This is a genomic window from Hansschlegelia zhihuaiae (genome assembly GCF_004103825.1).
Taxonomy (GTDB): domain Bacteria; phylum Pseudomonadota; class Alphaproteobacteria; order Rhizobiales; family Methylopilaceae; genus Methylopila; species Methylopila zhihuaiae.
The window spans coordinates 124,630-147,924 of the sequence record NZ_RYFI01000013.1 but is presented as its reverse complement, the minus strand read 5'-3'; the positions used below and the strand labels follow the sequence as shown (position 1 = coordinate 147,924).

The 23,295-nt window shown below is 68.8% G+C and carries 18 protein-coding genes; 13 read left to right on the top strand and 5 right to left on the bottom strand.

Going from position 1 to position 23,295, the window contains the following annotated elements; genetic code table 11:
- Positions 1-136 precede the first annotated feature (136 nt).
- Together EK403_RS14315 and EK403_RS14310 are read left to right on the top strand one after the other, a co-directional pair.
- A complete protein-coding gene (locus tag EK403_RS14315; RefSeq protein ID WP_128778164.1) occupies positions 137-913 on the top strand; it encodes a motility protein A in 777 nt (258 codons plus the stop codon).
- Entirely contained in the window at positions 914-1,726 is an 813-nt protein-coding gene (locus tag EK403_RS14310) for an OmpA/MotB family protein (RefSeq protein WP_128778153.1), read from the top strand. It abuts the gene before it with no gap.
- Positions 1,727-1,741: 15 nt separating this feature from the next.
- Here EK403_RS14310 and EK403_RS14305 read toward each other — a convergent pair whose 3' ends face one another.
- Positions 1,742-2,533, bottom strand: coding sequence for a hypothetical protein (locus tag EK403_RS14305; RefSeq protein ID WP_206659548.1), 792 nt, complete (start codon positions 2,531-2,533; stop codon positions 1,742-1,744).
- Between the two features lie 323 nt (positions 2,534-2,856).
- Positions 2,857-4,809 (bottom strand): calcium-binding protein, encoded by a 1,953-nt coding sequence (locus EK403_RS23655; RefSeq protein ID WP_128778151.1) that lies wholly within the window; start codon positions 4,807-4,809, stop codon positions 2,857-2,859.
- Between the two features lie 298 nt (positions 4,810-5,107).
- On the opposite strand from EK403_RS23655, the gene EK403_RS14295 reads away from it, so the two are divergent.
- Complete coding sequence (locus tag EK403_RS14295) at positions 5,108-6,556, top strand: sodium:proton antiporter (RefSeq protein ID WP_128778163.1); 1,449 nt, start codon at positions 5,108-5,110, stop codon at positions 6,554-6,556.
- Between the two features lie 106 nt (positions 6,557-6,662).
- Positions 6,663-9,845, top strand: coding sequence for a calcium-binding protein (locus EK403_RS14290; protein WP_128778150.1), 3,183 nt, complete (start codon positions 6,663-6,665; stop codon positions 9,843-9,845).
- A gap of 237 nt (positions 9,846-10,082) precedes the next feature.
- Here EK403_RS14290 and EK403_RS14285 read toward each other — a convergent pair whose 3' ends face one another.
- Together EK403_RS14285 and EK403_RS14280 are read right to left on the bottom strand one after the other, a co-directional pair.
- Positions 10,083-11,696, bottom strand: coding sequence for a phosphoenolpyruvate carboxykinase (locus EK403_RS14285; protein ID WP_128778162.1), 1,614 nt, complete (start codon positions 11,694-11,696; stop codon positions 10,083-10,085).
- Between the two features lie 340 nt (positions 11,697-12,036).
- Positions 12,037-12,810 carry a HugZ family pyridoxamine 5'-phosphate oxidase gene (locus tag EK403_RS14280; RefSeq protein WP_128778149.1) on the bottom strand — a complete coding sequence of 258 codons (774 nt, stop codon included), beginning with the start codon at positions 12,808-12,810 and terminating at the stop codon, positions 12,037-12,039.
- Positions 12,811-12,936: 126 nt separating this feature from the next.
- On the opposite strand from EK403_RS14280, the gene EK403_RS14275 reads away from it, so the two are divergent.
- From EK403_RS14275 to EK403_RS14255, 5 genes are read left to right on the top strand one after another with little or no spacing between them, the layout of a single operon-like run.
- Positions 12,937-13,644 (top strand): response regulator transcription factor, encoded by a 708-nt coding sequence (locus EK403_RS14275; RefSeq protein WP_128778148.1) that lies wholly within the window; start codon positions 12,937-12,939, stop codon positions 13,642-13,644.
- Between the two features lie 45 nt (positions 13,645-13,689).
- Positions 13,690-15,471: a sensor histidine kinase gene (locus EK403_RS14270; RefSeq protein ID WP_128778147.1), complete on the top strand. Its 1,782-nt coding sequence runs from the start codon at positions 13,690-13,692 to the stop codon at positions 15,469-15,471.
- Positions 15,468-16,046 (top strand): HPr kinase/phosphorylase, encoded by a 579-nt coding sequence (locus EK403_RS14265; RefSeq protein WP_128778146.1) that lies wholly within the window; start codon positions 15,468-15,470, stop codon positions 16,044-16,046. Before EK403_RS14270 ends, EK403_RS14265 begins: the two co-directional genes overlap by 4 nt.
- Before the next feature lie 18 nt (positions 16,047-16,064).
- Positions 16,065-16,466 (top strand): PTS sugar transporter subunit IIA, encoded by a 402-nt coding sequence (locus EK403_RS14260; RefSeq protein WP_128778145.1) that lies wholly within the window; start codon positions 16,065-16,067, stop codon positions 16,464-16,466.
- On the top strand, positions 16,463-16,780 hold the full coding sequence (locus EK403_RS14255; protein WP_128778144.1) for an HPr family phosphocarrier protein: 318 nt from the start codon (positions 16,463-16,465) through the stop codon (positions 16,778-16,780). The genes EK403_RS14260 and EK403_RS14255 overlap by 4 nt, the downstream gene beginning before the upstream one ends.
- A 30-nt stretch (positions 16,781-16,810) precedes the next feature.
- Here the strand turns inward: EK403_RS14255 and EK403_RS14250 are convergent, their stop codons facing one another.
- Positions 16,811-17,857, bottom strand: coding sequence for a Tim44 domain-containing protein (locus EK403_RS14250; RefSeq protein WP_128778143.1), 1,047 nt, complete (start codon positions 17,855-17,857; stop codon positions 16,811-16,813).
- A 290-nt stretch (positions 17,858-18,147) separates the two neighbouring features.
- Here EK403_RS14250 and EK403_RS14245 point away from each other — a divergent pair, with 290 nt between their 5' ends.
- The 4 genes from EK403_RS14245 to tsaE form a co-directional block, all read left to right on the top strand.
- Positions 18,148-18,588: a hypothetical protein gene (locus EK403_RS14245; RefSeq protein ID WP_128778142.1), complete on the top strand. Its 441-nt coding sequence runs from the start codon at positions 18,148-18,150 to the stop codon at positions 18,586-18,588.
- Positions 18,589-18,786: 198 nt separating this feature from the next.
- Complete coding sequence (gene ahcY / locus EK403_RS14240) at positions 18,787-20,223, top strand: adenosylhomocysteinase (protein ID WP_128778141.1); 1,437 nt, start codon at positions 18,787-18,789, stop codon at positions 20,221-20,223.
- A 287-nt stretch (positions 20,224-20,510) separates the two neighbouring features.
- Complete coding sequence (locus tag EK403_RS14235; protein WP_245479706.1) at positions 20,511-22,922, top strand: sensor histidine kinase; 2,412 nt, start codon at positions 20,511-20,513, stop codon at positions 22,920-22,922.
- Positions 22,919-23,295 (top strand): tRNA (adenosine(37)-N6)-threonylcarbamoyltransferase complex ATPase subunit type 1 TsaE (gene tsaE / locus EK403_RS23255; protein ID WP_128778161.1); only part of this gene is annotated, 377 nt, incomplete at its 3' end. The genes EK403_RS14235 and tsaE, both read left to right, overlap by 4 nt.

Genomic DNA, 23,295 nt, shown 5'->3' with positions numbered 1-23,295 from the left:
GGCCTCGTCCACATCCACGACCTCCTCAAAATCGGAATCGCCTGAAAAAGGCGCCTTCACCCCGCCTTAACCCAGAATCTTCACCATGCCGCCCGACGGCGAAGGCGTGTGCGCCTGGCTGCGTTCGGGGACGATCATGGATTTCGCCAGCATTATCGGCTTCGTCGGCGGCGTCGGCGTCCTCAGCTTTCTGATCCACGAGGGCGGCGGCCTCGAGCGCTATTATTCGGAGCACGCGGTGATCGTGATCTTCGGCGGCGCAATGACGGCGACGCTGATCCGCTTCGAGATGGGCGCCTTCCTCTCCTCATTCCCGACCGCCATCAAGACCTGCTTCGGGATCGGCGGCGGTCACTCGAATCCCCGCGACCTGATCGCCGAGATCGCCGGCATGGCGCAGATCGTGCGCAAGTCCGGCCCGGTCGGCCTCGACAAGGCCACGCCGCACGACGCGTTCCTGGCCAAGGGCGTCCGCTACGTCGCCGACGGCTTCGACGAGAACTTCATCCGCGAGACCCTGGAGCGCGAACGCGACCTCAACCTTCATCGGCTCGAGATGGCCGCCAAGGTGTTCCGCGGCATCGGCGACTGCGCGCCGGCCTTCGGCATGATCGGGACGCTGATCGGCATGGTGCAGATGTTCGCCGAGATGTCCGACCCCTCGAAGCTCGGCACCTTCATGGCCATCGCGCTGCTCGCGACGCTCTACGGCGCGGTGGTCGCGAACTTCTTCTTCCTGCCGATCGCCGACAAGATCACCATCAAGTTCAACCATGACGAGCTCAACCAGACGCTCGTCATCGACGGCGTGCTGCAGCTTCGCGCGGCCAAGAGCCCCGCGGTCATCAAGGAGATGCTGCTCGCCTACCTGCCGGAGAAACACCGGGCCGAACTCGCCGAGGCGGCCGCCTAAATGGCCAGGAAGAAGCATGCCGGCCACGCCGGCGGCCACGGCTGGTTCGTCACCTTCGCCGACCTGATGGGCCTGCTGATGGCCTTCTTCGTCGTCCTCGTCGCGTTCTCGACGCAGGACAAGAAGAAGATGGCGATCGTCGCCGGCTCGATGCGCGAGGCTTTTGGCGAGCAGAAGGAGGTCGTGGCCGACGGCCTCATCGACATCGAGGGCTCGCCGGCCCGGACCGAGCTCAAGAACAACGAGGCCAAGACGCCGGAGGAGACCTCCGACTTGGCAGGCCCGCTCTCCGAGAGCCGGGCCGACAAGGACGTCGACGCCCGCGGCTTCGCCCGCGCGGCCGCGTCGCTCCGCCAGGCGCTTCGCGCGATGCCGGAGATCGCCGACGTGTCGAACCAGATCATCGTCGAGAGCTCGGACGACGGCGTCTCGATCGCGCTCGTCGACGAGGACGGGCGATCGATGTTTCCGCCGGGCTCCTCCGCGCCCTCCCAGCGCGTGGCGGACGCGCTCTCGGCGCTGTCCCAGCCGCTGCGGGCGCTGGGCTACCCGATCGCGGTCGCGGGACACACGGCCGCGGGCGTCTCGGAAGCGTCGAACATCGATCCCTGGCGGCTCTCCGCCGACCGCGCAAGCGCGGTGCGGGGGCTGCTCGCCGCCGCCGGCGTGCCTGACGACCGGTTCAAGAGCGTGCAGGGACGCGCCGCGACAGAGCCGATGTTCCCCGACGCTCCGCAGATCGCCGCCAACCGGCGGGTCACGATCTCGCTCACGGCCGCGCCCGGGGCGATCCCCGCCAATCTGAAGCCGTAGGCCGCCGAAGAACGCTCAGCCGCCCTCCACGCACTGGTTGAACCTGAAGTCCTTGCCCGAGAGCTTCCTGCTCAGCTGCTTCGCGCTGCCGGTTGGCGCGCCGACATAGAGGGGCGAGCCATTGTCCGTATTGGCCTTGCTGCTCTTGCAGAAATTGAAGAAACTGTCCTGGCACGGGTAGGGGCCGACGATCTGATAGCCGATCTTGGCCGTGTCCGGGTCTCCGGTCACGGTCGGGCAGGCGCAGACGATCTCGTTGTTCTCGAGTTTGCCGAGACCCGGAAAGTTCTGGCCCTTCGAACTCTTGAAGCAGACGCCGCCGTCGCATTGCGCATAGGCGCCGTCTGACGTGCTGGCCTCACAGGTGTAGATCGCCTGGTCGCCGGCCGGCTTCACCACCGAGGGCGGCGTGCTGAACGTGCTGACCATATAGCCGTTGTCCGGCCCCTTCGCGTTGAAATCGCAGACATCGCCATTCTTGAAGGTTTGCGTCAGGCTGATGCTGTCGCCCTTCTTCACGTCGCAGCTGCAATAGGCCACATCGTTGAACATCGTGCACTTTGCGGCGGCGCAGAGGGCGTAGGTCTGGTCGGCGCAGATCGTGAAGGCGTCGGCGGCCGGAGCATGCGGAGTTCCACTCGAGGCGGCGGCCGTTTCCGGACCGGCGGCCGAGGCGGAACCGAAGCCCGCGAATGCGGCGGCGAGGACGATCGCGGCCGCGAGCGCCCCCAACCGGCGCATGACGCGGATGGCGCGTCGCGACCCGGCCATCCGGCGCTCAACCGCCTGCGCGTTTCGGTCTGCCATGTGCGTCTCTCCCGGCGACTCGCCCTGCAAGGCGTTGGAGACGTGGCGCGACGACAGGCTCGCCGCGGCTCGCGATCCTTGGCCAGCATCAGCCCTATTCATGCATGCGTGATGCACAAAACTGACGGCATCTTACCGTTTGCCGATGAAGGTCCGACACAGTTTTGCGGTGCGACCGGCGAATATTCTCGTTATTTCATAAGGTTAGTTGCGCCAACCCATCGCCGCCGGCGGAGGGCCGGGGCGCCGGTCGCCGAAAATTTTCGGGAACGGGCGGAGACGGCGCGGTCGGATCGGCGATCGGACGGCAGGCCGGCTCTTGCTCAGATCAGGAAATCGTCCGCCGTCAGCTTGACGCGGCCCGCGACGTCGAAGGTGAACTCGGCCTGCTTGTCGCCGTCGAGATTGGCTTCGACGCGCGTGACGTCCTGGCGGGAGTCATATTCGAAGCGGATTTGTCCGACGTCGTTGAACCCCTTCTCGCCCCGGAACGTGAAATCCTGGACGCCCCGCTCGGTCTCGTCGGCGTCGAACAGCAGGTCGATCGCGTCCCCGTCCTTCTGGCTGAACCCGACGATCACATCGCGCGAGGCCTGAACGCTGTCGGTCTTGCGGGCGAACTCGAAGAGATCGGCTCCCCCGCCACCTGTCAGACGGTCCGCGCCGGCTCCCCCGTCGAGGCTGTCGTCGCCGGCTCCGCCGGCCAGCGTGTCGCTTCCCCCGAGACCGGAGAGGTCGTCGTCTCCCTTCGTGCCGCCGACCTTGTCGGCGCCGGCGGTGACCCGGAAGATGTCGGCCGAGACGGTGAAGCCGCTGCCGAGGAAATCGCCCTTGCTCGGGTTGAACAGGACGATGTCGAAGCTCGTATCCTTCGGCAGCTTGACGCCCGCCTTGAGCGCAAACTCGATCTCAGCCGTGACCGAGCCGTCGCCCTCGAAGGTCAGCTTGCCCGTCGGCAGCTTGCCGCCGACGAAGTCGGCCGCCTTCAGCCCGCCGTCGACGACCAGGCGCCATTGAACGGACGCCTCGTCGAACCCGTCGCCGACCATCGTCACCGTGGCCGAGAACTCCGTCCGCGCGCCGGCCTTGTTCTCGACGCTGATCCCCGACGGCACTCCAGCGCCACCGCCGAACTCGAAGAAATGCGCGTCGAAGCCGAGCTTGCCGTCGATGTCCCCGCGGTCCAGCACGTCGAACGCGTCGCCGTCCCGGCCCTCGGCTCCGTCGACCCCGTCTTCGCCGTCCTTGCCGTCGAGCCCGCGGGGCCCCTCGCCGTTCTGGTTGCCGCCGAGCCCGCGGTCGCCCCCGAGGCCGCCCCGGCCGCCGAGACCCCCGAGACCGGCCTCGGCGACGGCGCCGTTGATCAGGGCGGCGCCGATGACCGTGATCTCGCCGTCATTCAGGATGGCGCTGACCGCCGTGCCGCCGTCGCCGCCGTCCCCTCCGTCGCCGCCATGCCCGCCGTCGCCGCCATTGCCGCCATTTCCGCCGCCGGCGTTGCCCCCATAGCCGCCGCGGCCGCCGTCGCCGCCGAACACGCCGACGCCGCCGTCCCGGCCCTGCGCCGTGCCGCCGATCACGCTGTCGATCAGCGTCAGTTCGCCGGCGTTGTAGATCGAGCCGATCGCGTCGCCGCCGTCGCCCCCGTCCCCGCCATGGCCGCCGTCGCCCGCGTCGCCGCCGTCGGCGCCGTTGCCGCCTCCGAGGCCGTAGCCCCCGAGGCCGCCCCAGCCGCCCCTGCCGCCGCCGCCGCCCGGCGCCGCGCCGCCGCCATAGCCGGTTCCGTGGATTTGGACGTGATCCAGCGTGACCGCGCCGAAGTTCTGCAGGAGGCCGCCGGCGTCACCGGCGTCGGCTGCCTTGCCGCCATCCTCGCCGCCCTCGCCGTCGCCGCCCTTGGTGCCGGACTGCCCGGACTGTTGGGCGCCCTGCCCCTGCGCGCCATGCTCGCCATCCGCGCCCTGCGTCCCAGCGCCGGTGCTGAACGCGCCGTTGACGCCGCCCTGCAGATTTACGTCGCGGAGCGTCAGCGCGGCGCCGTCCTCGACCACGATGGCGCTCTGGATCGCGGAGATGCGGACGTCGCCGCCGCCGTCGATCGTCACCGACTTGCCGTTCTCGATCACGATCGACCGGTCGAGCGTGACGACGCCCTCCGGGCTCGACTTGAACGTGATCACATCACCGGCGCCGGCCCTGTCGATCGCCTCGCGCAGCGACAGCTTGCCGTCGTTCGCGACGACGTCTTCGAGTATCTCGACGACCAGCGTGCCCATCCGGAGCCCCCCTGTCACGCGCCGCTGCAAGAAGGATACTTCGAAATCGACGATCTATACAGATCGTCAGGCCCCGGCGCGCAAGACTATCACGCGATCATTTTCTCGGATTGCTTGCCGGCTCGGACCTCGGTTCGCTTCGGCCGCAGGGGCGCCTCCCGCGGTCCTCAGAATTCCGTCGCGCGATCACCAAGCCTTTTGGGCCCGGCGCTTGGCTGCGCGCCGGCCGCATTCTACTAAGCACCGCGCCCGCAAGGCCGAGGCGTCCGACAGGAGGAGCGCCGTGACGTCACGAGCAATGAGCCGACCCGTTCTGCGCCGCCTTGGCTTTCTCGGCGCTGCCGCAGTCGCGGTCGTGGCTCTGCTCGTCGCATTCGACGCGCCGCTCAGAGCCCTGATCCACGGCCATGTCGAGGGACGCGAGCTGTCGCTTGTCTGGGCGCTGCCGCTTGTCGGCATGCTCGGCTCGATCGCGGTCCTGCCGCTCGCGGCGCCGCATCTCTGGCACCACCACTATGGCAAGATCGCCGCCTTCTGGGCTTTCGCGCTGCTCGTTCCGTTCGCCGCCGTCGAGGGGTTCGGGCCGGTCGCCTCCGAGGTCGTCCACGCCACGCTGCTCGAATACGTCCCCTTCATCATCCTGCTGTTCTCGCTGTTCACGATCTCGGGCGGGCTGCTGGTCAAGGGCAACATCCACGGCAGCCCGGCGGTGAACACCGGCATCCTGGCGATCGGGACGCTGCTCGCCTCCGTCATCGGCACCACCGGCGCCTCGATGGTGTTGATCCGGCCGCTGCTGCGCGCCAATGACGACCGGCGCCGCAACGCCCATGTCGTGGTGTTCTTCATCTTCCTGGTGTCGAACATCGGCGGCTCGCTGACGCCGCTCGGCGACCCGCCGCTGTTCCTCGGCTTCCTGCAGGGCGTCGACTTCTTCTGGACGACGACGCATCTCGGGAAGGAGACGCTGGCGCTCGTCGCGATCCTGCTGCCGCTGTTCTACGTGATCGACCGCTGGTTCTACGCCCGCGAGGAGGGCCTCAAGAAACCGGACCCGACGCCCGACAGTCGGGTCGGGGTGTTGGGCCTCCAGAACGTCCTGCTGCTCGCGGGCGTCGTCGGCGCGATCCTGATGAGCGGCGTCTGGAAGCCGGGAATCGAGTTCGACGTCTGGGGCACGCATGTCCCGCTGCAGGCGGTCGTGCGCGACGCGGTCCTGGTGGTCCTCGCCTTCGTCTCGCTCGCCATCACCCCGACCGACCTCCGGGAGCGCAACGGCTTCGATTGGGAGCCGATCCGCGAGGTCGCTAAGCTTTTCGCCGCGATCTTCGTGACGCTGATCCCGGTGCTGCTGATCCTCAAGGCCGGCCGGGACGGCGCGGCCGCGCCGCTGGTCGCGCTCGTCTCCGACGAAACAGGGGCGCCGCGCGACGAGATCTATTTTTGGCTGACCGGCCTGCTGTCGAGCGTGCTCGACAACGCGCCGACCTATCTCGTGTTCTTCAACCTCGCGGGCGGCGACGCCCAGCAGCTGATGGGCCCGCTCGCCTCGACGCTGGCCGCGATCTCGGGCGGCGCGGTGTTCATGGGCGCGCTCACCTATATCGGCAACGCGCCGAACTTCATGGTGCTGGCGATCGCCCGGAACCGCGGCGTCGCGATGCCGAGCTTCTTCGGCTACATGGCCTGGAGCTGGGGCGTGCTGGGGCCCTGCTTCGTCATCCTGACCCTGGTTTTCTTCCTTTAGGGCGCGCGCCGCGCACGGCCTACGGAGAACTACGGACGTCGAAAGACACCCGTCGCGCTAGCGTCTCACGTGGCCGTGATAGTCCACGGCCTGCGGGGGAGCGGACATGCCGACGGTCACCGACGAGAACCATCACCCGGAAGGCACGCTCAACGGCAACGGCGTCATCTACAAGACCAATGTCGGCGGCGGCTGGACCATCAACGTCAATCTGACCGGCGCTGAGAACCTCGTCTGGGCGCACGCCGACGAGGGGGGCGACGGGTTTTCGAGCGACCTGATCAACGTCAAGAGCTCGGTCCTCGACGTCTGGGTGCTGGCGGGCGCCGGGGATGACGTCGTCAACACCGCGGACGGCGACGACACGATCGACGGCGACCGCTACCAGTACGTCACCGGCGAGAACTTCCGGGACGGCGAAGGCGACGACGCCATCGACTCCGGCGCCGGAAACGACGTCGTGTTCGGCGGCGCCGGCGACGACCAGATCGACACAGGCGCGGACGACGACTTCGCGCTCGGCGAGGCGGGCGGCGACGTCGTCAACGGAGAGGACGGCGACGACAGCCTGAACGGCGGCCTCGACGGCGACGAGGTCAATGGCGGCGACGGCGACGACACGCTCTCGGCCGGCGGCGTCGGCGACGGCGGCAAGGACACGTTGGACGGCGGCGCTGACAATGACGAGTTGATCGGACTCTCCGACCAGGACCGCGCCTCGGGCGGAGACGGCGACGATCACATCGTCGCGGACTTCGCCTTCGGCCAGAACGCGACGCTCGACGGCGGGGCCGGCTATGACGTCGCGGAGATCACCCTCAGGGAGGCGGCCGACGTCACCTTCGTGCAGAACGAGAACGGCGCGACCGTCAATGGGCCGTTCAAGCTCGTCGGCGTCGAGTTCGTCCGGACGCTGGTGACCGGCGGCGGCGACGACAAGATCACGATCAACCGTACGTCGGAGGGCTCAGGCGACGCGTCGAGTCTCGACGCCGGCGACGGCGACGACACGATCGTCGGCGGCCTAGGCCCGAACGACGACGCCGTGCTGCTCGGCGGCGACACCATACAGTCGGGCTTCGGCGACGATCGCGTCACCGCGCGCTCCGGCAACGACTTCATCCTGAATCGGGGCGGCGAAGACACGATCGACGCCGGGGCGGGCGGCGACGGCGTGCGCGTCAACGCAGGCTCCTCCGGGACCGTCATTCTCGGCTCGGGAAATGACGGCTTCCAGAGCGAGTTCGCGACCTCGCAGGACCTGCCCCTCGACTATGTGATCGAGGGCGGCGAGGGCAACGACGTGCTCGCGCCTGTGACGGGCGGCGAATATCATTGGAAGCCGGGCGCCGGCATCGACATCATCCTGACCGTCGACGACGGGCGCACATATGCGGGCGGCGTCTCGCTGCCCTACACGCTCGACGATGACGACGACGACTATCGCCAGATCACGGTCGACTACTCGGACGCAAAGAAAGGCGTCGTCATCGACCTCGTGGCCGGCACAGCGATCGACGGCAGCAAGAAATTTCCGGACCGCATCGCCTTCGTGGACGACGCCATAGGCTCGCGCTTCGCCGACACGATCTCGGGCGACGACAGCGAGAACCGGCTGTCGGGCGAATCCGCCGCCGACATCCTGAACGGCCTCGACGGCGCCGACACGCTCGACGGCGGCCGCGGCTTCGACACGCTCGACGGCGGCGACGGCGCCGACTTCATCCAGGCGGGCGACGAAAACGACCTCGTCGACGGCGGCGACGGCGCGGACAAGATCAACGGCGATCTCGGCGACGACTCGATGCTCGCGGGCGACGGCGACGACGAGGTCAACGGCGCCGAGGGCGACGACACCATCGTGGCGGGAGAGGGCAAGGACCGCATCTTCGGCGGCGACGGCGTCGACCTGTTGAACTTCCTCGAGGAGCTCGGCGACCGCGGCGTCGTCGTCAGGCTCGACAAGAAGACCGCGACCGACAGCTTCGGGGACAAGGACAAGGTCTCCGAAATCGAGAGCGTTCGCGGCACGCTGCTCGCCGACACGATCGTGGGCGACGACGCCGACAACACGGTCAACGCCAGCGACGGCGCGGACAGGCTCGACGGCGGCGGCGGGATCGACACGCTGAACGGCGGCGCGGGGAACGACACCGTGCTGGGCGGCGCGGGCGGCGACCTGATCTCCGGCGAAGCCGACAACGACACCCTCTCGGGCGGGCTCGGCGACGACACTGTGTTCGGCGGGCTGGGAAACGACCAGCTGACAGGCCTGCAGGGCGACGACGTGCTGGACGGCGGCGGGGGCAAGGACACGCTCTCCGACAGCCAGATCGCCTTCGACGACGTGTTCACCTGGCTCGAGGCCTTCCAGGGCAAGGCCGACGATATGAACGGCGGCGCGGACGCCGACACGCTGCTCGGCGCCGGCTGGCTCAAGGGCGGAGACGGGAACGACCAGGTCTCGGGTCTCGGCCTGCTGGACGGCGGCGCCGGGAACGACGTGCTCAAGGTCGCCAAGGTCGGGGACGTCGACGGCGTGCTGCCGAAACTGATCGGCGGCCTCGGGGCCGACGAGATCCATGGCGGCCGGCAGGCGATCCTGTCCTACGACTATTCGAAGGTCGGCGTGACGGTCTCGCTCCAGACCGGGATCGCCAAAGGCGCGGCCGGCGACGTCGACACCTTCGACGGGCTGAACAACGTCCAGGGTTCGAAGTTCGGCGACACGCTGAAGGCCGCGAAGGGCGAGTCCAGCATCCTCAGCGGGATGGACGGAAACGACACGATCGACGGATCGACCGGCTCCGACATCATCGACGGCGGCGACGGCGACGACGTGCTCTCGACCGACACGGGCGTCGAGATGGATACGATCCTCGGGGGCGAGGGCAACGACTCGATCTCCGCCCAGGCCTTCTCCGGATCAATCGAGGGCGGCCTCGGGAACGACGTCATCTTCTTCGAAGGCACGTCGGCGACGGCCGACGGCGGCGCAGGCGCCGACATCTTCACAGTGCTGACGGGGGGCGCCGAGATCACCGGCGGCACGGGCGTCGACCAGTACCGCATCCGCAATGGCGACGACGTCCACGTCATCATCCACGGCTTCGACCGGGCGACCGAGCAGATCGACCTCACCTCGTTCCGCTTCAAGAGCTTCAACGACCTGATGAAACGGGCGGAGCCCAATGACGGCTTCGTGGCGTTCAAGCTCACAAACGAGGACACGCTCGAAATCTATGACCTTCGCATCAAGGATCTGAGCGCCGACGACTTCTTGCTTTAACGGCCAGCCGCCGCAAGTAGGAGACCGTCATTCCGGACTTGTCCCGGAATCCATTGGCGCCGCGTCTTCGGCAGTTTTGCGTCGTTTGCGGCAATGGGTCCCGGCACTTCGGCCGGGACGACGCGCGGTGTTTCAACGTTTCGGCCTCATGCGTTCTCGCCTTTAGGCCAGAACAAAAAAGGCCGCGGCGCTTCCCAGCGCCGCGGCCCTTCGAAGTCTCGGCCTTGGCGGCCGCGATCATTCCGCGGCTTCGCGGAACTCCTGCGGGCCGGCGGCGCGGACGTCGTCGTCGACATGGTCCGCATAGGCGCGGAAGTTCGACTGGAACATGTCGCGGAGCTTGCGGGCCGCGGCGTCATAGGCCGGCTTGTCGGCCCAGGCGCGGCGCGGACGCAGCTCGACCTCGACGCCTGGGACCTCGGTCGGCACCTCGAGCCCGAAGAACCGCTCCGTGCGGAACTCGGCGTCCTTGAGCGAGCCGTCGAGCGCGGCGGTGAGCAGCGCGCGCGTCGCCTTGAGCGGGATGCGCCCGCCGGTCCCGAAGCCGCCGCCCGTCCAGCCGGTGTTGACCAGCCAGCAATCGACGCCGTGCTCGGCGATCAGCGACTTCAGCAGCTCGCCATAGACCGCCGCGTTGCGCGGCATGAAGGGCGCGCCGAAGCAGGTCGAGAAGGTCGCCTGCGGCTCCGTCACGCCCTTCTCGGTGCCCGCGACCTTCGCGGTGTAGCCCGAGAGGAAGTGATACATCGCCTGGGCCGGCGTGAGCTTGGAGATCGGCGGAAGGACGCCAAACGCGTCACAGGTCAGCATCACGATGTTCTTCGGATGCGGCGCGCGGCCATCGACGCTCGCGTTCGGGATGAACGTCAGCGGATAGGCGACGCGTGTGTTCTCGGTCCGCGAGACGTCGTCGAAATCGGGCTCGCGGGTGTCGGGATCGAGCGGCACATTCTCGAGGATCGCGCCGAAGCGCTGGGCCGCGGCGTAAATCTCGGGTTCCTGCTCGGCCGAAAGCTTGATCGTCTTGGCGTAGCAGCCGCCCTCGAAATTGAACAGGCCGTCCGGCCCCCAGCCATGCTCGTCGTCGCCGATGAGCGTGCGGGCGGGATCGGCCGAGAGCGTCGTCTTGCCGGTGCCGGACAGGCCGAAGAACACCGCCGCGTCCCCGTCGGGTCCGACGTTGGCCGAGCAGTGCATCGGCATCACGCCCTTCTTGGGCAGCAGGTAGTTGAGGACGGTGAAGACCGACTTCTTCATCTCGCCGGCGTAGGACGTCCCACCGATCAGCACGACGCCGCGCGCGAAGTCGACCGCGATCACGGTGCCGGCCCGCACGCCGTGGCGCGCGGGGTCGGCCTGGAAGCTCGGGAAGTCGAGGATGGTGAGCTCCGGGATGAAGCTCTCGAGCTCCTTCCGCAAAGGCTGGATCAGCATCGTGCGGATGAACATCGCGTGCCAGGCGTATTCGGTGAACACGCGCGCCTTGATGCGATGCGCGGGGTCGGCGCCGCCATAGAGGTCCTGCGCGAACAGCTCGCGGCCGCGGGCATGGGCCAGGAAGTCCTCACGCAGCGCCTCGAACTGCTCCGGGGTGATCGCGGCGTTCGCGTCCCACCACACCTCGTTCTCGGTCGACTCGTCGCGCACCACGAACTTGTCTTTCGGCGAACGGCCGGTGTGGACGCCCGTCTCGGCGGTCAGCGCGCCGGAAGCCGAGAGGCTCGCCTCGCCGCGCCGCACGGCGCGCTCCACCAGCGTCGCCGTGCCGAGGTTCCAATTGACCCCGCTCAGGCCTTCGAAGCCGAACGCCTCGGCGCCATGCGACGCGTTCCAAACGCCGGTCTGTCGCAATTCAGTTTCCTCCGTGTGGACGGGCCCGTCCGCGAATTCGGGGGCTGCGTTCATTTCCCTCATCCTCACGAAACAGCGAAAATCGGCGCGATCATGACAGGACGGTCGCAAAAGCCGCCCGAGCGCATCGGGCCAAAACAACCAACTCTGTCAGCCGCCCTGTCCTATCATTCATACCGCCTGAACGGCACATTAATCCCGATTGAATGATATCGCCTTTTCGTATGATGCGATCGACAACGCCGATCGTCGATCGCAACAGGACGCGCCCCTTGGCCGGCGCCGATGCAAGGCGCGCCGCCGATGAAAGGGGCTCGGCGGTCGAGCCGACGTCGGATCGTCAGGCCGCCGCGGATGCGGCAAGCCGGGCGCGCGCGTCGCCGACGAGCTTGACAAGCGCCTTGCGCACGTCGCCCGAACTCGTCGCCCGTTCGGGGAACGGCAGATACCGGGCCTCGCCGTCGAGCCCGATCTCCACGCCGAGCGGGTCGCAGCCCTCGAAGCGCCAGTCGCCGTCGCGCGCGCCGAGCAGCGCCGTAGCGTAGAGCCGCGTCGCGTCCGCGTGATCCTCGTTCATATGCTCTACGATCCCCGGCTCGGCCTCGAACAGCGCCTCGGCGCCGTCGGTCTCGGTCCTCAACTGCGCCCAGTCGAGATCGACGATGCGGCCGAAGCCCGCCACCAGATGCCCGCCTTCGGGCTCGAGCCGAAGCATGTTGAAGTCGGCGAAGCCGTAATACATTTCGCTTTCGGGCTGGCGGGCGAGCCAGCGTCGCCTGAAGTCCGCCTTGTCGACCGGGACGCAGCGGCCGAACAGCGTGACGCGCGGATGAGCCAGCGGATCGCCCGAGCCGACCTCGGCGCACAGCACGCTCGCGCGCGGATCGGCCTTGAGGTTCGCCGTGTGGCGCGCGAGGTCCGAGACCAGGAGCAGCGGCGCGCCGTCCTTGTCGGTGGCCAGGCTGATCAGGGAGACGTAAGGCTGGCCTGAGCGCTGGTCGATCGTCGCGAGGCTTGCGCGTCGCGCGGCTCTCAAAAGCGCGCGCGAAGCGGCGACGGGATCGAAGGACGGCGGCGCAGGGTGTTCCGTGGCCTGCGTGTCAGACGTGATCATGCTCGGTCCCTGACGTCATTTCTGTGGTGGAATCGGCCCGAAAACTTGGACGTTGGACATTACGTCACAATTCAGCCATGCCGGAACGGTTCATGCGCGAAAGTCTATGCTATAAAAGAAGGCGCCATGCCGACGATCGCTTTGGTCGATGACGACCGCAACATTCTGACGTCCGTATCCATCGCGCTCGAAGCCGAAGGTTACAGGATACAGACCTACAATGACGGCGCGACGGCGCTCGAAGGATTGCGCTCGACGCCCCCGGACCTCGCCATCTTCGACATCAAGATGCCGCGGATGGACGGGATGGAGCTGCTGAGACGTCTCCGGCAGAAGTCGGAGCTGCCGGTGATCTTCCTCACCTCCAAGGACGAGGAGATCGACGAGCTGTTCGGCCTCAAGATGGGTGCGGACGACTTCATCCGGAAGCCGTTCTCGCAGCGCCTGCTGGTCGAGCGCGTGAAGGCGGTGCTGCGCCGCGCCGCGGCCAAGGATCCGCAGGCCGCCGGCGCCGTGAAGGGCGCGGACTCCAAGGCGCTCGAGCGGGGGCAGCTGATGATGGATCCCGAGCGCCACACCTGCACCTGGAAGGGCGAGGCGGTCACGCTCACGGTCACCGAATTCCTGATCCTGCAGGCGCTCGCCATGCGGCCGGGCGTCGTCAAGAGCCGCAACGCGCTGATGGACGCCGCCTATGACGACCAAGTCTATGTCGACGACCGCACGATCGACAGCCACATCAAGCGGCTCCGGAAGAAGTTCAAATCCTGCGACGACGATTTCGACATGATTGAGACGCTCTACGGCGTAGGATATCGCTTCAAGGAGGTCTGAGCGCCGCTGGCGGGCCGGCGTCTCAGCCGATAGGTCTTTGGCTTAATGAGCGTCGAAGCCGAGCGCGCCGACGAAATCGTGCATACCGACGCGGACGACGAGGCGCGCCCGCAGACGATCAGCGCGCGCCTCAAGGGCGCGTTCGCGTCGCTGAAGGTCGTCGGCTTCTCGAGCCTGACGCGCCGGATCGTGGTGCTGAACCTCGCCGGCCTTGTGGCGCTGGTCTCGGGCATCCTCTACCTCAACCAGTTCCGCGCCGGGCTGATCGACGCGCGCGTCCAGAGCCTGCTGATCCAGGGCGAGATCATCGCGGGCGCGATCGCCTCGCAGGCGACGGTCGAGACCAACCAGCTCTATGTCGACCCCGACAAGCTGCTCGAGCTGCAGCTCGGCCAGACCGCCTCCCCCGCCGAGGAAGGCCTCCAGGGCCTCGAATTCCCGATCAATCCGGAGCGGGTCGCCCCCGTCCTGCGCCGCCTCGTGACGCCGACCCGCACCCGCGCGCGGATCTACGACCGGGACGGCTCGCTGCTGCTCGACTCGCGGTCGCTCTACGCCCGGGGCGACATATTGCGCTTCGACCTGCCGCCGCAGCGCCGCGACCCGAACCTGCTCGACCGAATCGGCCAGGCGATCAACCGCCTGCTGCGGCGCACCGACCTGCCGCTCTATTCCGAGCTCGGCGCCGCGAACGGCCGCGGCTACCCGGAGGTGTCGAAGTCGCTCACCGGATCGCCGGAGAGCATCGTGCGAGTCAATGACGCGGGCGAGATCATCGTCTCGGTCGCGGTGCCGATCCAGCGCTTCCGGGCGGTCACCGGCGCACTGCTGCTGTCGACCCAGGGCGGCGACATCGACGCGATCGTGCGGGCCGAGCGCGGCGCGATCCTGCGCGTCTTCCTGGTGGCGGCCGCGGTGATGATCGTGCTGTCGCTGCTGCTCGCGAGCACGATCGCGGGTCCGGTCAGAAAACTCGCCGACGGGGCCGAGAGCGTGCGCCGCCGCATGTCGCGGCGCGCCGAGATCCCGGATTTCACGAGCCGCACGGACGAGATCGGCCATCTGTCCGGCGCGCTCCGCGACATGACCAACGCGCTCTATGCGCGCATCGAGGGCATCGAGCGCTTCGCGGCCGATGTCGCCCACGAGTTGAAGAACCCGCTCACCTCGCTGCGTTCCGCGGTCGAGACGCTGCCGCTCGCCAAGACCGAGGAGGCGCGCGCGCGCCTGCTCGAGGTCATCGGCCACGACGTACGGCGGCTCGACAGGCTGATCAGCGACATCTCCGACGCGAGCCGGCTCGACGCCGAACTGCAGCGCCAGGAGGCGGAGCCGGTCGACGTCGTGAAGCTGCTTTCCATGGTGGTGGACATGCAGAACGGCGCGCCGAGGAATGACGGCGTCACGGTCAAGCTCAGGATCGTCGAGGCCGCCCAGGGCCGCGACGCCTATCTCGTGCTCGGCCACGATTCGCGGCTCGGCCAGGTGATGACCAACCTCGTCGACAACGCGCGCTCGTTCTCGCCGGAGGGCTCGGTCGTGAAGGTGACGTGCCGGCGATCGCGGCGTTTCGTCGAGATCCTGGTCGACGACCAGGGGCCCGGCATCCGCGAGGACGCGATGGAGAAGATCTTCGAGCGCTTCTACACCGACCGCCCGGAGCAGGGATTCGGGCAGAATTCGGGGCTCGGCCTCTCGATCTCGAAGCAGATCGTCGAGGCCCATAGCGGCACGATCAGCGCCGAGAACCGGACCAAGGTCGTCGACGGCCAGACCAGGGTCGCGGGCGCGCGTTTCATGGTCCGCCTGCCGGCGGCGCTGGCGTGACTGCGACGCCGTCGATCCACGCCAATTGCGTCGTGGTGGGCGAGCGCGGCGCGCTGATCCGGGGCGCATCGGGGTCGGGCAAGTCGGCTTTGTCGGCCGCCTTAGTCGAGCTCGCCCGGTCGCGCGGAAGGTTCGCCCGGCTCGTCGCCGACGACAGGACCCTGATCGAGCGCCGGCACGGACGGCTGATCGCCTCGGCGCCGGCCTCGATCGCCGGCCTGATCGAGCGGCGTGGCGCGGGGATCGCGCATGTCGAGACGCTGCGCGAGGTCGTGCTCGGACTTGTGATCGACCTCGAGGCGGATCCGGAGCGGATGCCCGACGACGCCGGGCGCATACGAAATCTCGAAGGCGTGTCGCTTCCTCGGCTTGTGCTGAGGATCGGGGACCCCTCGGCGCCGGCGCTTGCCTTCGACTGTCTCGATCCGGGACGGACGGCCGTGGGATGTGGCCCTTTGGCCCTTGCGTTCGCGCCGCAACATGAAAAGATTGCGTCATCGGCGCCGGAGCGCGCCGTTCATCCGGCCCGACTGCGCAAGGGTGGCGCGCGGCGGCCTCTGACCGGAGCGCAATGAATTTTGCGCGGAGACTGCATGATTGGCCTCGTACTCGTCACCCACGGGCGCCTCGCCTGTGAGTTCCGCGCCGCCCTCGAACATGTCGTCGGCCCGCAGAACCAGATCGCGACGGTCACGATCGAGCCGGAGGACGACATGGAGCTCCGGCGCGGCGACATCCTGGCGGCCGTCCGCGAGGTTGACACCGGCGACGGCGTCGCGGTGCTGACCGACATGTTCGGCGGCACGCCCTCCAACCTCGCGATCTCCTGCATGGACGGGCGAAAGGTCGAGGTGATCGCCGGCATCAATTTGCCGATGCTGATCAAGCTCGCGACCGTGCGGCCGACGCTGCCGCTCGACGCCGCAGTCATTCAGGCCCAGGAGGCCGGGCGCAAATACATCAATGTCGCGAGCCAAGTGCTCTCGGTCAAATGATCGAGCCGCCGGTGCAGAGCGAGTCGATTGCGAACGGCCGCGGCCGATTCTCACGTGAGCTCTCGATAACCAACAAGCGCGGCCTGCACGCCCGCGCCTCCGCGAAGTTCGTCCAGACGGTCGAGAAGTTCGACGCCAGGGTGTGGGTCAGCCGCGCCGGCGAGACGGTCGGCGGCACGTCGATCATGGGGTTGATGATGCTCGCCGCCGGCCCCGGCACGACGATCGAGGTCGAGGCCGAAGGCGCGGACGCCGAAGCGGCCGTCGACGCGTTGGCGACGCTCGTCGCCAACAAGTTCGGCGAGGAGGAGTAGGGCTCCGCTCCCCGCCGCCGCCGTCCGAACTTATTCGGCCTGCTGGATCGCCGTCAGCAGCCAGCGGCCGCCGGGTGCGCGCAGGAACGTCCAGAGCTCGGTGGTCTCCACCGGCTGGCTGTCGCCTTCCACGATCCGGCCCGTGTCGCGCTCCTCGGTGACGTCGACCAGCTCGTAGCGCATCGCGACGGTCGCGTAGTCGCGGCCGTCCTCATGCCAGGCCTCGGCGAGGTCGCCCTGCAGCAGCTTGACGCCCGTCACCTTGTTGACGACGCCGCGGCTCGCATCGGCGGCCAGGTCCTCGCCGAAGATCTCGACCATCTCGGGCGTCGCCATGCCGCGCAGGCGCGACAGGTCCTGCTGCGACCAGGCCTCCTGCACCTCCGAGAGCAGTCGCTCGAACGCGTCGAAGTCTTCCTTTTCGAGCTCGATCTCCCCGCCGTCGTGGGACGAGCCGCCATAGGAAGACCCGGCGCCGTAGCCGGCCCCTGGGGACAAGCCGCCCGAGCCCGGATAGCCGTAGCGTGAGCCCGTGGCGCTGCCGCCTCCCGGCCCGTCGAAACGATAGCCCGACGGCGAACCCGCGCCGGCTCCTGCCGCGGCCGGTTGGGACTGCTGGCGGCTGCGCATCCACTTCATGACCATGCGGACGACCAGCACCACAATGCCGATCTGGATCGCGAGGCCGAGCAGCGACCAGATCGACCCGAGGCCGCCGAACAGGCCCGAGCCGGAGAGCAGGCCGAACAGGCCGGCGCCGAGCAGGCCGCCCATGATGCCGGCCGCGAGCCCGCCGCCGAACAGTCCGCCGATGCGCGAGGTCGGCCGGTTCGCCGCGGAGGGCGCGGCCGCCGGCGAGCCCGGCTGGCCGGGCTGCGTGATCGAGCGCTGCATGGGGGCCGCGCCCGGAGCGGTCGCGGTCGGAGGCGGCGCCGAGAAGGTCTTGGAGCCGCGGCTTCCGAAGCTGCCGCCGCGGCCCGCGCGGGCGTCGGCGTCCTGCGGGACGAGCGTCGCGCCGAGAAGCAGCACGGCCGCAGCGACGACGGCGGCGCGGCGGGCGACGGAGGCGAGGGACATCTGCGGCCTTTCGATCGGAATCTGGTCGTGGCGTCACGGAGAGAGATGGTCGGCGCGCCCCCCCTTGTCATCCCACGAGACCGTCATCGACCGGGCAGGCCGCTCACTTTCTTGACATCCTGCGCGCAACCGACCGGATGGTCGCCACCTCCGCGCCGCCATCCCGCCGTCCTGCGGCCCAAATGTCACGACCGCGACCAACCGACCCATAGCCTGCTTTCGGGCTCGGACATGACAGCGGATCAGCCTACAAGGGACGTCATGACGCATTTCCGCCGCGAGATTCGCGCGTGATCCGGGCTCTTCTGACAGCGCTCGCGACGGTCGTCGCGGCGAGCTGGGCCGCGGCGGCGGATCCATGGCCCTGGAGCGACGAGCACCCCGCCACGACGATCGTCGGTGAGCCCTGGTCTGCGACCGAAGGCTCCGCCGCGTTCGACGCGCAGGACGCCTTCGTGTTCGACGACGTCCCGCGGACCGCCCGTCTGGACGAGGCGGCGCTCGCAATCGCGGTCCGGATCGACCGCGACCGGCTGGCCGCTCCCGACGATTTCGCCTTGGCGACGGTCGGGGACGGCCGGGTCGACGCCGCGTTCGGCCGCTTCGTCGCCTACGGTCCGGACGGGCTCGCCTATGCGTCGCTCGAGCTCACCCGCGGCGCAGCCGGCGTGACGCGGATCGCCCGTGCGCCGACCCCGTCGCTGGTGGCGATGCTCCTGCCGACCCGCTGAACCTTCCCTCATGCATGTGATCCGTCGCCGCGACGGGCGACGGCGCGCGCGCGCTTCGGTGCGGCGGGCTGACATAAAGAGTTCTTTATATCTTTATTGAACGTCGGCAGCCGGCATGCTACGGACGAACGAGTTCGATCGCGGGGCCGCCTCAAGCGGTTTGGGCCCCGGCACGACCAACCGAAAGGACACGCCCGCATGAGCGCTTCGAACGCCGCCCGCAAGGAAGCTCCCGCCGAGGACTACATCGTCAAGGACATCACGCTCGCTGACTGGGGCCGCAAGGAGCTCGCGATCGCTGAGACCGAGATGCCCGGCCTGATGTCGGTGCGCGCGGAGTACGGCGCGTCGCAGCCGCTGAAGGGCGCGCGTATCGCCGGCTCGCTGCATATGACGATCCAGACCGCGATGCTGATCGAGACGCTGAAGGCGTTGGGCGCCGACGTCCGCTGGGCGTCGTGCAACATCTATTCGACGCAGGACCACGCCGCGGCCGCGATCGCGGCGGCCGGCACTCCGGTCTTCGCCGTGAAGGGCGAGACCCTCGAGGAGTACTGGGAGTACACCCACCGCATCTTCGAGTGGGCCGACGGCGGCACGCCGAACATGATCCTCGACGACGGCGGCGACGCCACGCTCCTCATCCATCTGGGCAAGCGCGCCGAAGGCGGCGATGTGGCCTTCCTCGACGGCGCGACCAATGAGGAGGAGGAGATCCTGTTCGCCGCGATCAAGAAGCGGCTGAAGACCAATCCGGGCTGGTACACGAAGAACGCCGACGCCATCAAAGGCGTGACCGAGGAGACCACCACGGGCGTCCATCGCCTCTACGACCTCGCCAAGAAGGGCGAGTTGCTGTTCCCGGCGATCAACGTCAACGACTCGGTGACCAAGTCGAAGTTCGACAACCTCTATGGCTGCCGCGAGTCGCTGGTGGACGCGATCCGCCGCGGCACCGACGTGATGATGGCCGGCAAGGTCGCGATGGTCGCGGGCTTCGGCGACGTCGGCAAGGGCTCGGCCGCGTCGCTCCGCCAGGCCGGCTGCCGCGTCATGGTCTCCGAGGTCGACCCGATCTGCGCCCTGCAGGCGGCGATGGAGGGCTACGAGGTCACCACGATGGAGGACGCCACGACCCGCGCCGACATCTTCGTGACCGCGACCGGCAACGTGGACGTCATCACCGTCGACCACATGCGCGCCATGAAGGACCGGGCGATCGTCTGCAACATCGGCCACTTCGACAGCGAGATCCAGATCGGCGCGCTGAAGAACTTCAAGTGGGACAACGTCAAGCCGCAGGTCGACGAGGTCGAGTTCCCGGACGGCAAGCGCATCATCGTGCTGTCGGAAGGCCGCCTCGTGAACCTCGGCAACGCGACCGGTCACCCGTCCTTCGTGATGTCGGCGTCCTTCACCAACCAGACGCTCGCGCAGATCGAGCTCTGGGCGAACAATAAGGACGGCCGCTACGGCAACGAGGTCTACACCCTGCCGAAGCGGCTCGACGAGAAGGTGGCGGCGCTCCACCTCGGCAAGATCGGCGTGAAGCTGACCAAGCTCTCGCACAAGCAGGCGAGCTATATCGGCGTGCCAGAGGCCGGCCCGTTCAAGCCCGAACACTACCGCTACTGAACCATCGCTCCGCCAAGGCGGTTCGAAAGCTCCCTCCCCGCGTCCGCGGGGAGGGAGCTCTTTTGCGCCCCGCGACCTTCCACAAGACGGCCGGCGCGGAGCGATTTACCCCGAGCGTGGCCGCCAGGACTCTTTAGCTCGGAGTCCTGACTGGTCTAGGTTGGTGACCGATTCGGGAAGGCGTCGCGGGGCGACGGCGCTTTGGGACGTCGGCGGGCTTGGGCCTGCGACGTCGACGTCGGGGGCTTCACCAGATGTCGAGATGGTCTCGGCCGAGCGCCGCGTTGGTGACGGCCGCGACGTCCATTCTGTTCGTCGCCGCGCCCATCGACCAGGCCCAGGCCGCCGGGCTCGCGGCCGAGGAGGCCGCAGCGCTCGCGCTGTTCCTCGGCGCGATCTTCGTCGCCGTCGCGGCCTCCGTGCTGCTTCTGCGCGCCCGCCGCAAGCTCGCCGACGCATCCGCCGCATGGGGCCGCGAACGCGGCGCGCTCCACACCCGCCTCGACCAGGCCGAAGCCGAGCTCGCGGCCGACGACAGGCTGACCGTCACCTGGCGCAGCGGCCGCTCCGAGCCCGAGACCGTCGGCGATCCCGCCAAGCTGACCGGCCTGCCGCCCGGCCGGCGTCTGCTCGCCTTCGGCGCCTGGCTCGAACCCGAGACGGCGCGCGCCCTCGAACATCGCCTCTCGGCGCTGAGGGAGCGCGGCGAGCCGTTCCGTCTCATGCTGCGGACGCCCGAGGGTGGCCACATCGAGGCCGACGGGCGGCCAATCGGCGCGGCCGTCTCGCTACGGCTGCGCGACGTCACCGGCGAACGGCTGGCGCGCGCCGAGATCGAGACCGAGAACGCCGCGCTGCGCGGCGCGCTCGGCCGTTTCACGGCGCTGATCGAGTCGCTGATCCAGCCGGTCTGGACGCGCGACGAGCATGGCTGGCTGACCTACGCCAACGAAGCCTACGCGCGGGCCGTCGAGGCCAAGGACGGGACGTCTGCGGTCGAGAGCCGGGCGGAGTTCCTGGATCAATCGCTTCGCGCCGCCGCGCGCCGCGCGGTCGAGGCCGGCCATGTCTACCGCAAGCGCGCGCCGGCGGTGTTCGCGGGCTCGCGGCGGATCTTCGACATCGTGGAGGCGCCGTCGCAGGGGGGCTCGGCCGCGATCGCGATCGACGTCTCCGAACTCGAGGACGTCCGCACCGACCTGTCCCGCCAGATGGACGCGCATCGGCGCACGCTCGACGAGCTCGCCACCGCGGTCGCGATCTTCCGCGCCAACGGCGCGCTCGCCTTCCACAACCAGGCCTACGCCCGGCTCTGGGGGCTCGACCCCGCCTTCCTCGAAGGCGGCCCGACCGACGGCGCGGTGCTCGACCGGCTGCGGGCCGACCGGAAGCTCCCCGAGGAGGCCGACTTCCGCACCTGGAAGACGCAGCTCCACCAAGCCTATCAGGCGATCGAGCCGCGCGAGCATTGGTGGCACCTGCCGGACCGCCGGACGCTGCGCGTCGTGGCCTCGCCCAACCCGGAAGGCGGCGTCACCTATCTGTTCGACGACGTCACCGAGCGGCTGGCGCTCGAGAGCCGCTTCAACGCGCTCACGAAGGTCCAGAGCGAGACCATCGACCACCTCAAGGAGGCGGTCGCGGTGTTCGGCTCCGACGGGCGTCTCCGGCTCCACAACCCGGCCTTCGAGGCGCTTTGGAAGCTCTCCCCCGAGGCGCTCAAGGACCGGCCCCACGCCGAGCAGATCCTCGCGGCCTGCGGAGCGCGCCACCACGACGCCGAGCTCTGGAGCCGGCTCAAGATGGCGATGACGGCGATGCCGGAGGAGCGCCACCGCGTCGCGGCCCGCATCGACCTCGACGACGGCACGATCGTCGACGTCATCACCCTGCCGCTGCCCGACGGCGGCACGCTCACCACCTTCACGGACGTGACCGACAGCGTGAACGCCGAGCGCGTCCAGCGCGAGCGCGCCGAGGCGCTCGAGGCCGCCGACAAGCTCAAGGTCGACTTCGTCAAGAACGTCTCCTACGAGCTGCGCTCGCCGCTCACCAACACGATCGGCTTCGGCCAGCTGCTCGGCGACCCCCGCGTCGGCGAGCTCAACCCGAAGCAGAAGGAATATGTCGAGCACATCGTCTCGTCCTCGCTCGCGCTGCTTGCGATCATCAACGACATCCTGGACCTTGCGACCATCGACGCCGGCGCCATGGAGCTGGAGCGGCGGCCGGTCGACCCGCGCGCCGCGATCGAAGCCGCGGCGGAGGGCGTCCGCGACCGCCTGGCCGAAGCGGGCCTCGGACTCGACGTCGACGTCGCGGACGGCGTCGGGACCTTCGAGGGCGACCCGAAACGGGTCCGCCAGGTGCTGTTCAACCTGCTGGCCAACGCCATCGGCTTCTCGAAGCCCGGCGTCGCGGTCCGGGTCGCGGCCCAGCGCGACGGCGACGACGTCGTGTTCCGCGTCGCCGACCAGGGCGCCGGCATCGCGCCCGAGATGATCGACAAGGTGTTCGACCGCTTCGAGAGCCATTCGGCCGGTGCCCACCATCGCGGCGTCGGGCTCGGCCTGTCGATCGCGCGTTCGCTGGTCGAGCTCCACGGCGGATCGGTCGCCTTGCAGTCCACGCCCGGCGAGGGCACGGTCGTCACCTGCCGCTTCCCCGTGGGCGGCCCGCAGTCCAAAGGCGCGCGATGAAGGGTCCTGCAGCCAAGGTCACGACCGCCCCCGGCGCGGGCGCCGGCGGCGTGGCGCCCGTGTGGGAGATCGCGCTCGCGGACGAAGCCGCGACCCAGGCGCTCGCCGCGACGGTCGCCCGCGCGCTGAAGCCCGGCGACCTCGTCACGCTCGGCGGCGATCTCGGCGTCGGCAAGACCACCTTCGCGCGCGCGCTGGTGAGGGCGCGCGCCGGCGACCCGGAGCTCGAGGCGCCGAGCCCGACCTTCACCCTGCTCCAGACCTACGACCTGCCGCGCGGCGTCATCGTGCACGCCGACCTTTACCGCCTGACCGGCCCAGAGGAGCTCGAGGAGCTCGGCTGGGACGAGGCCGGCGAGGACGCGATCGTGCT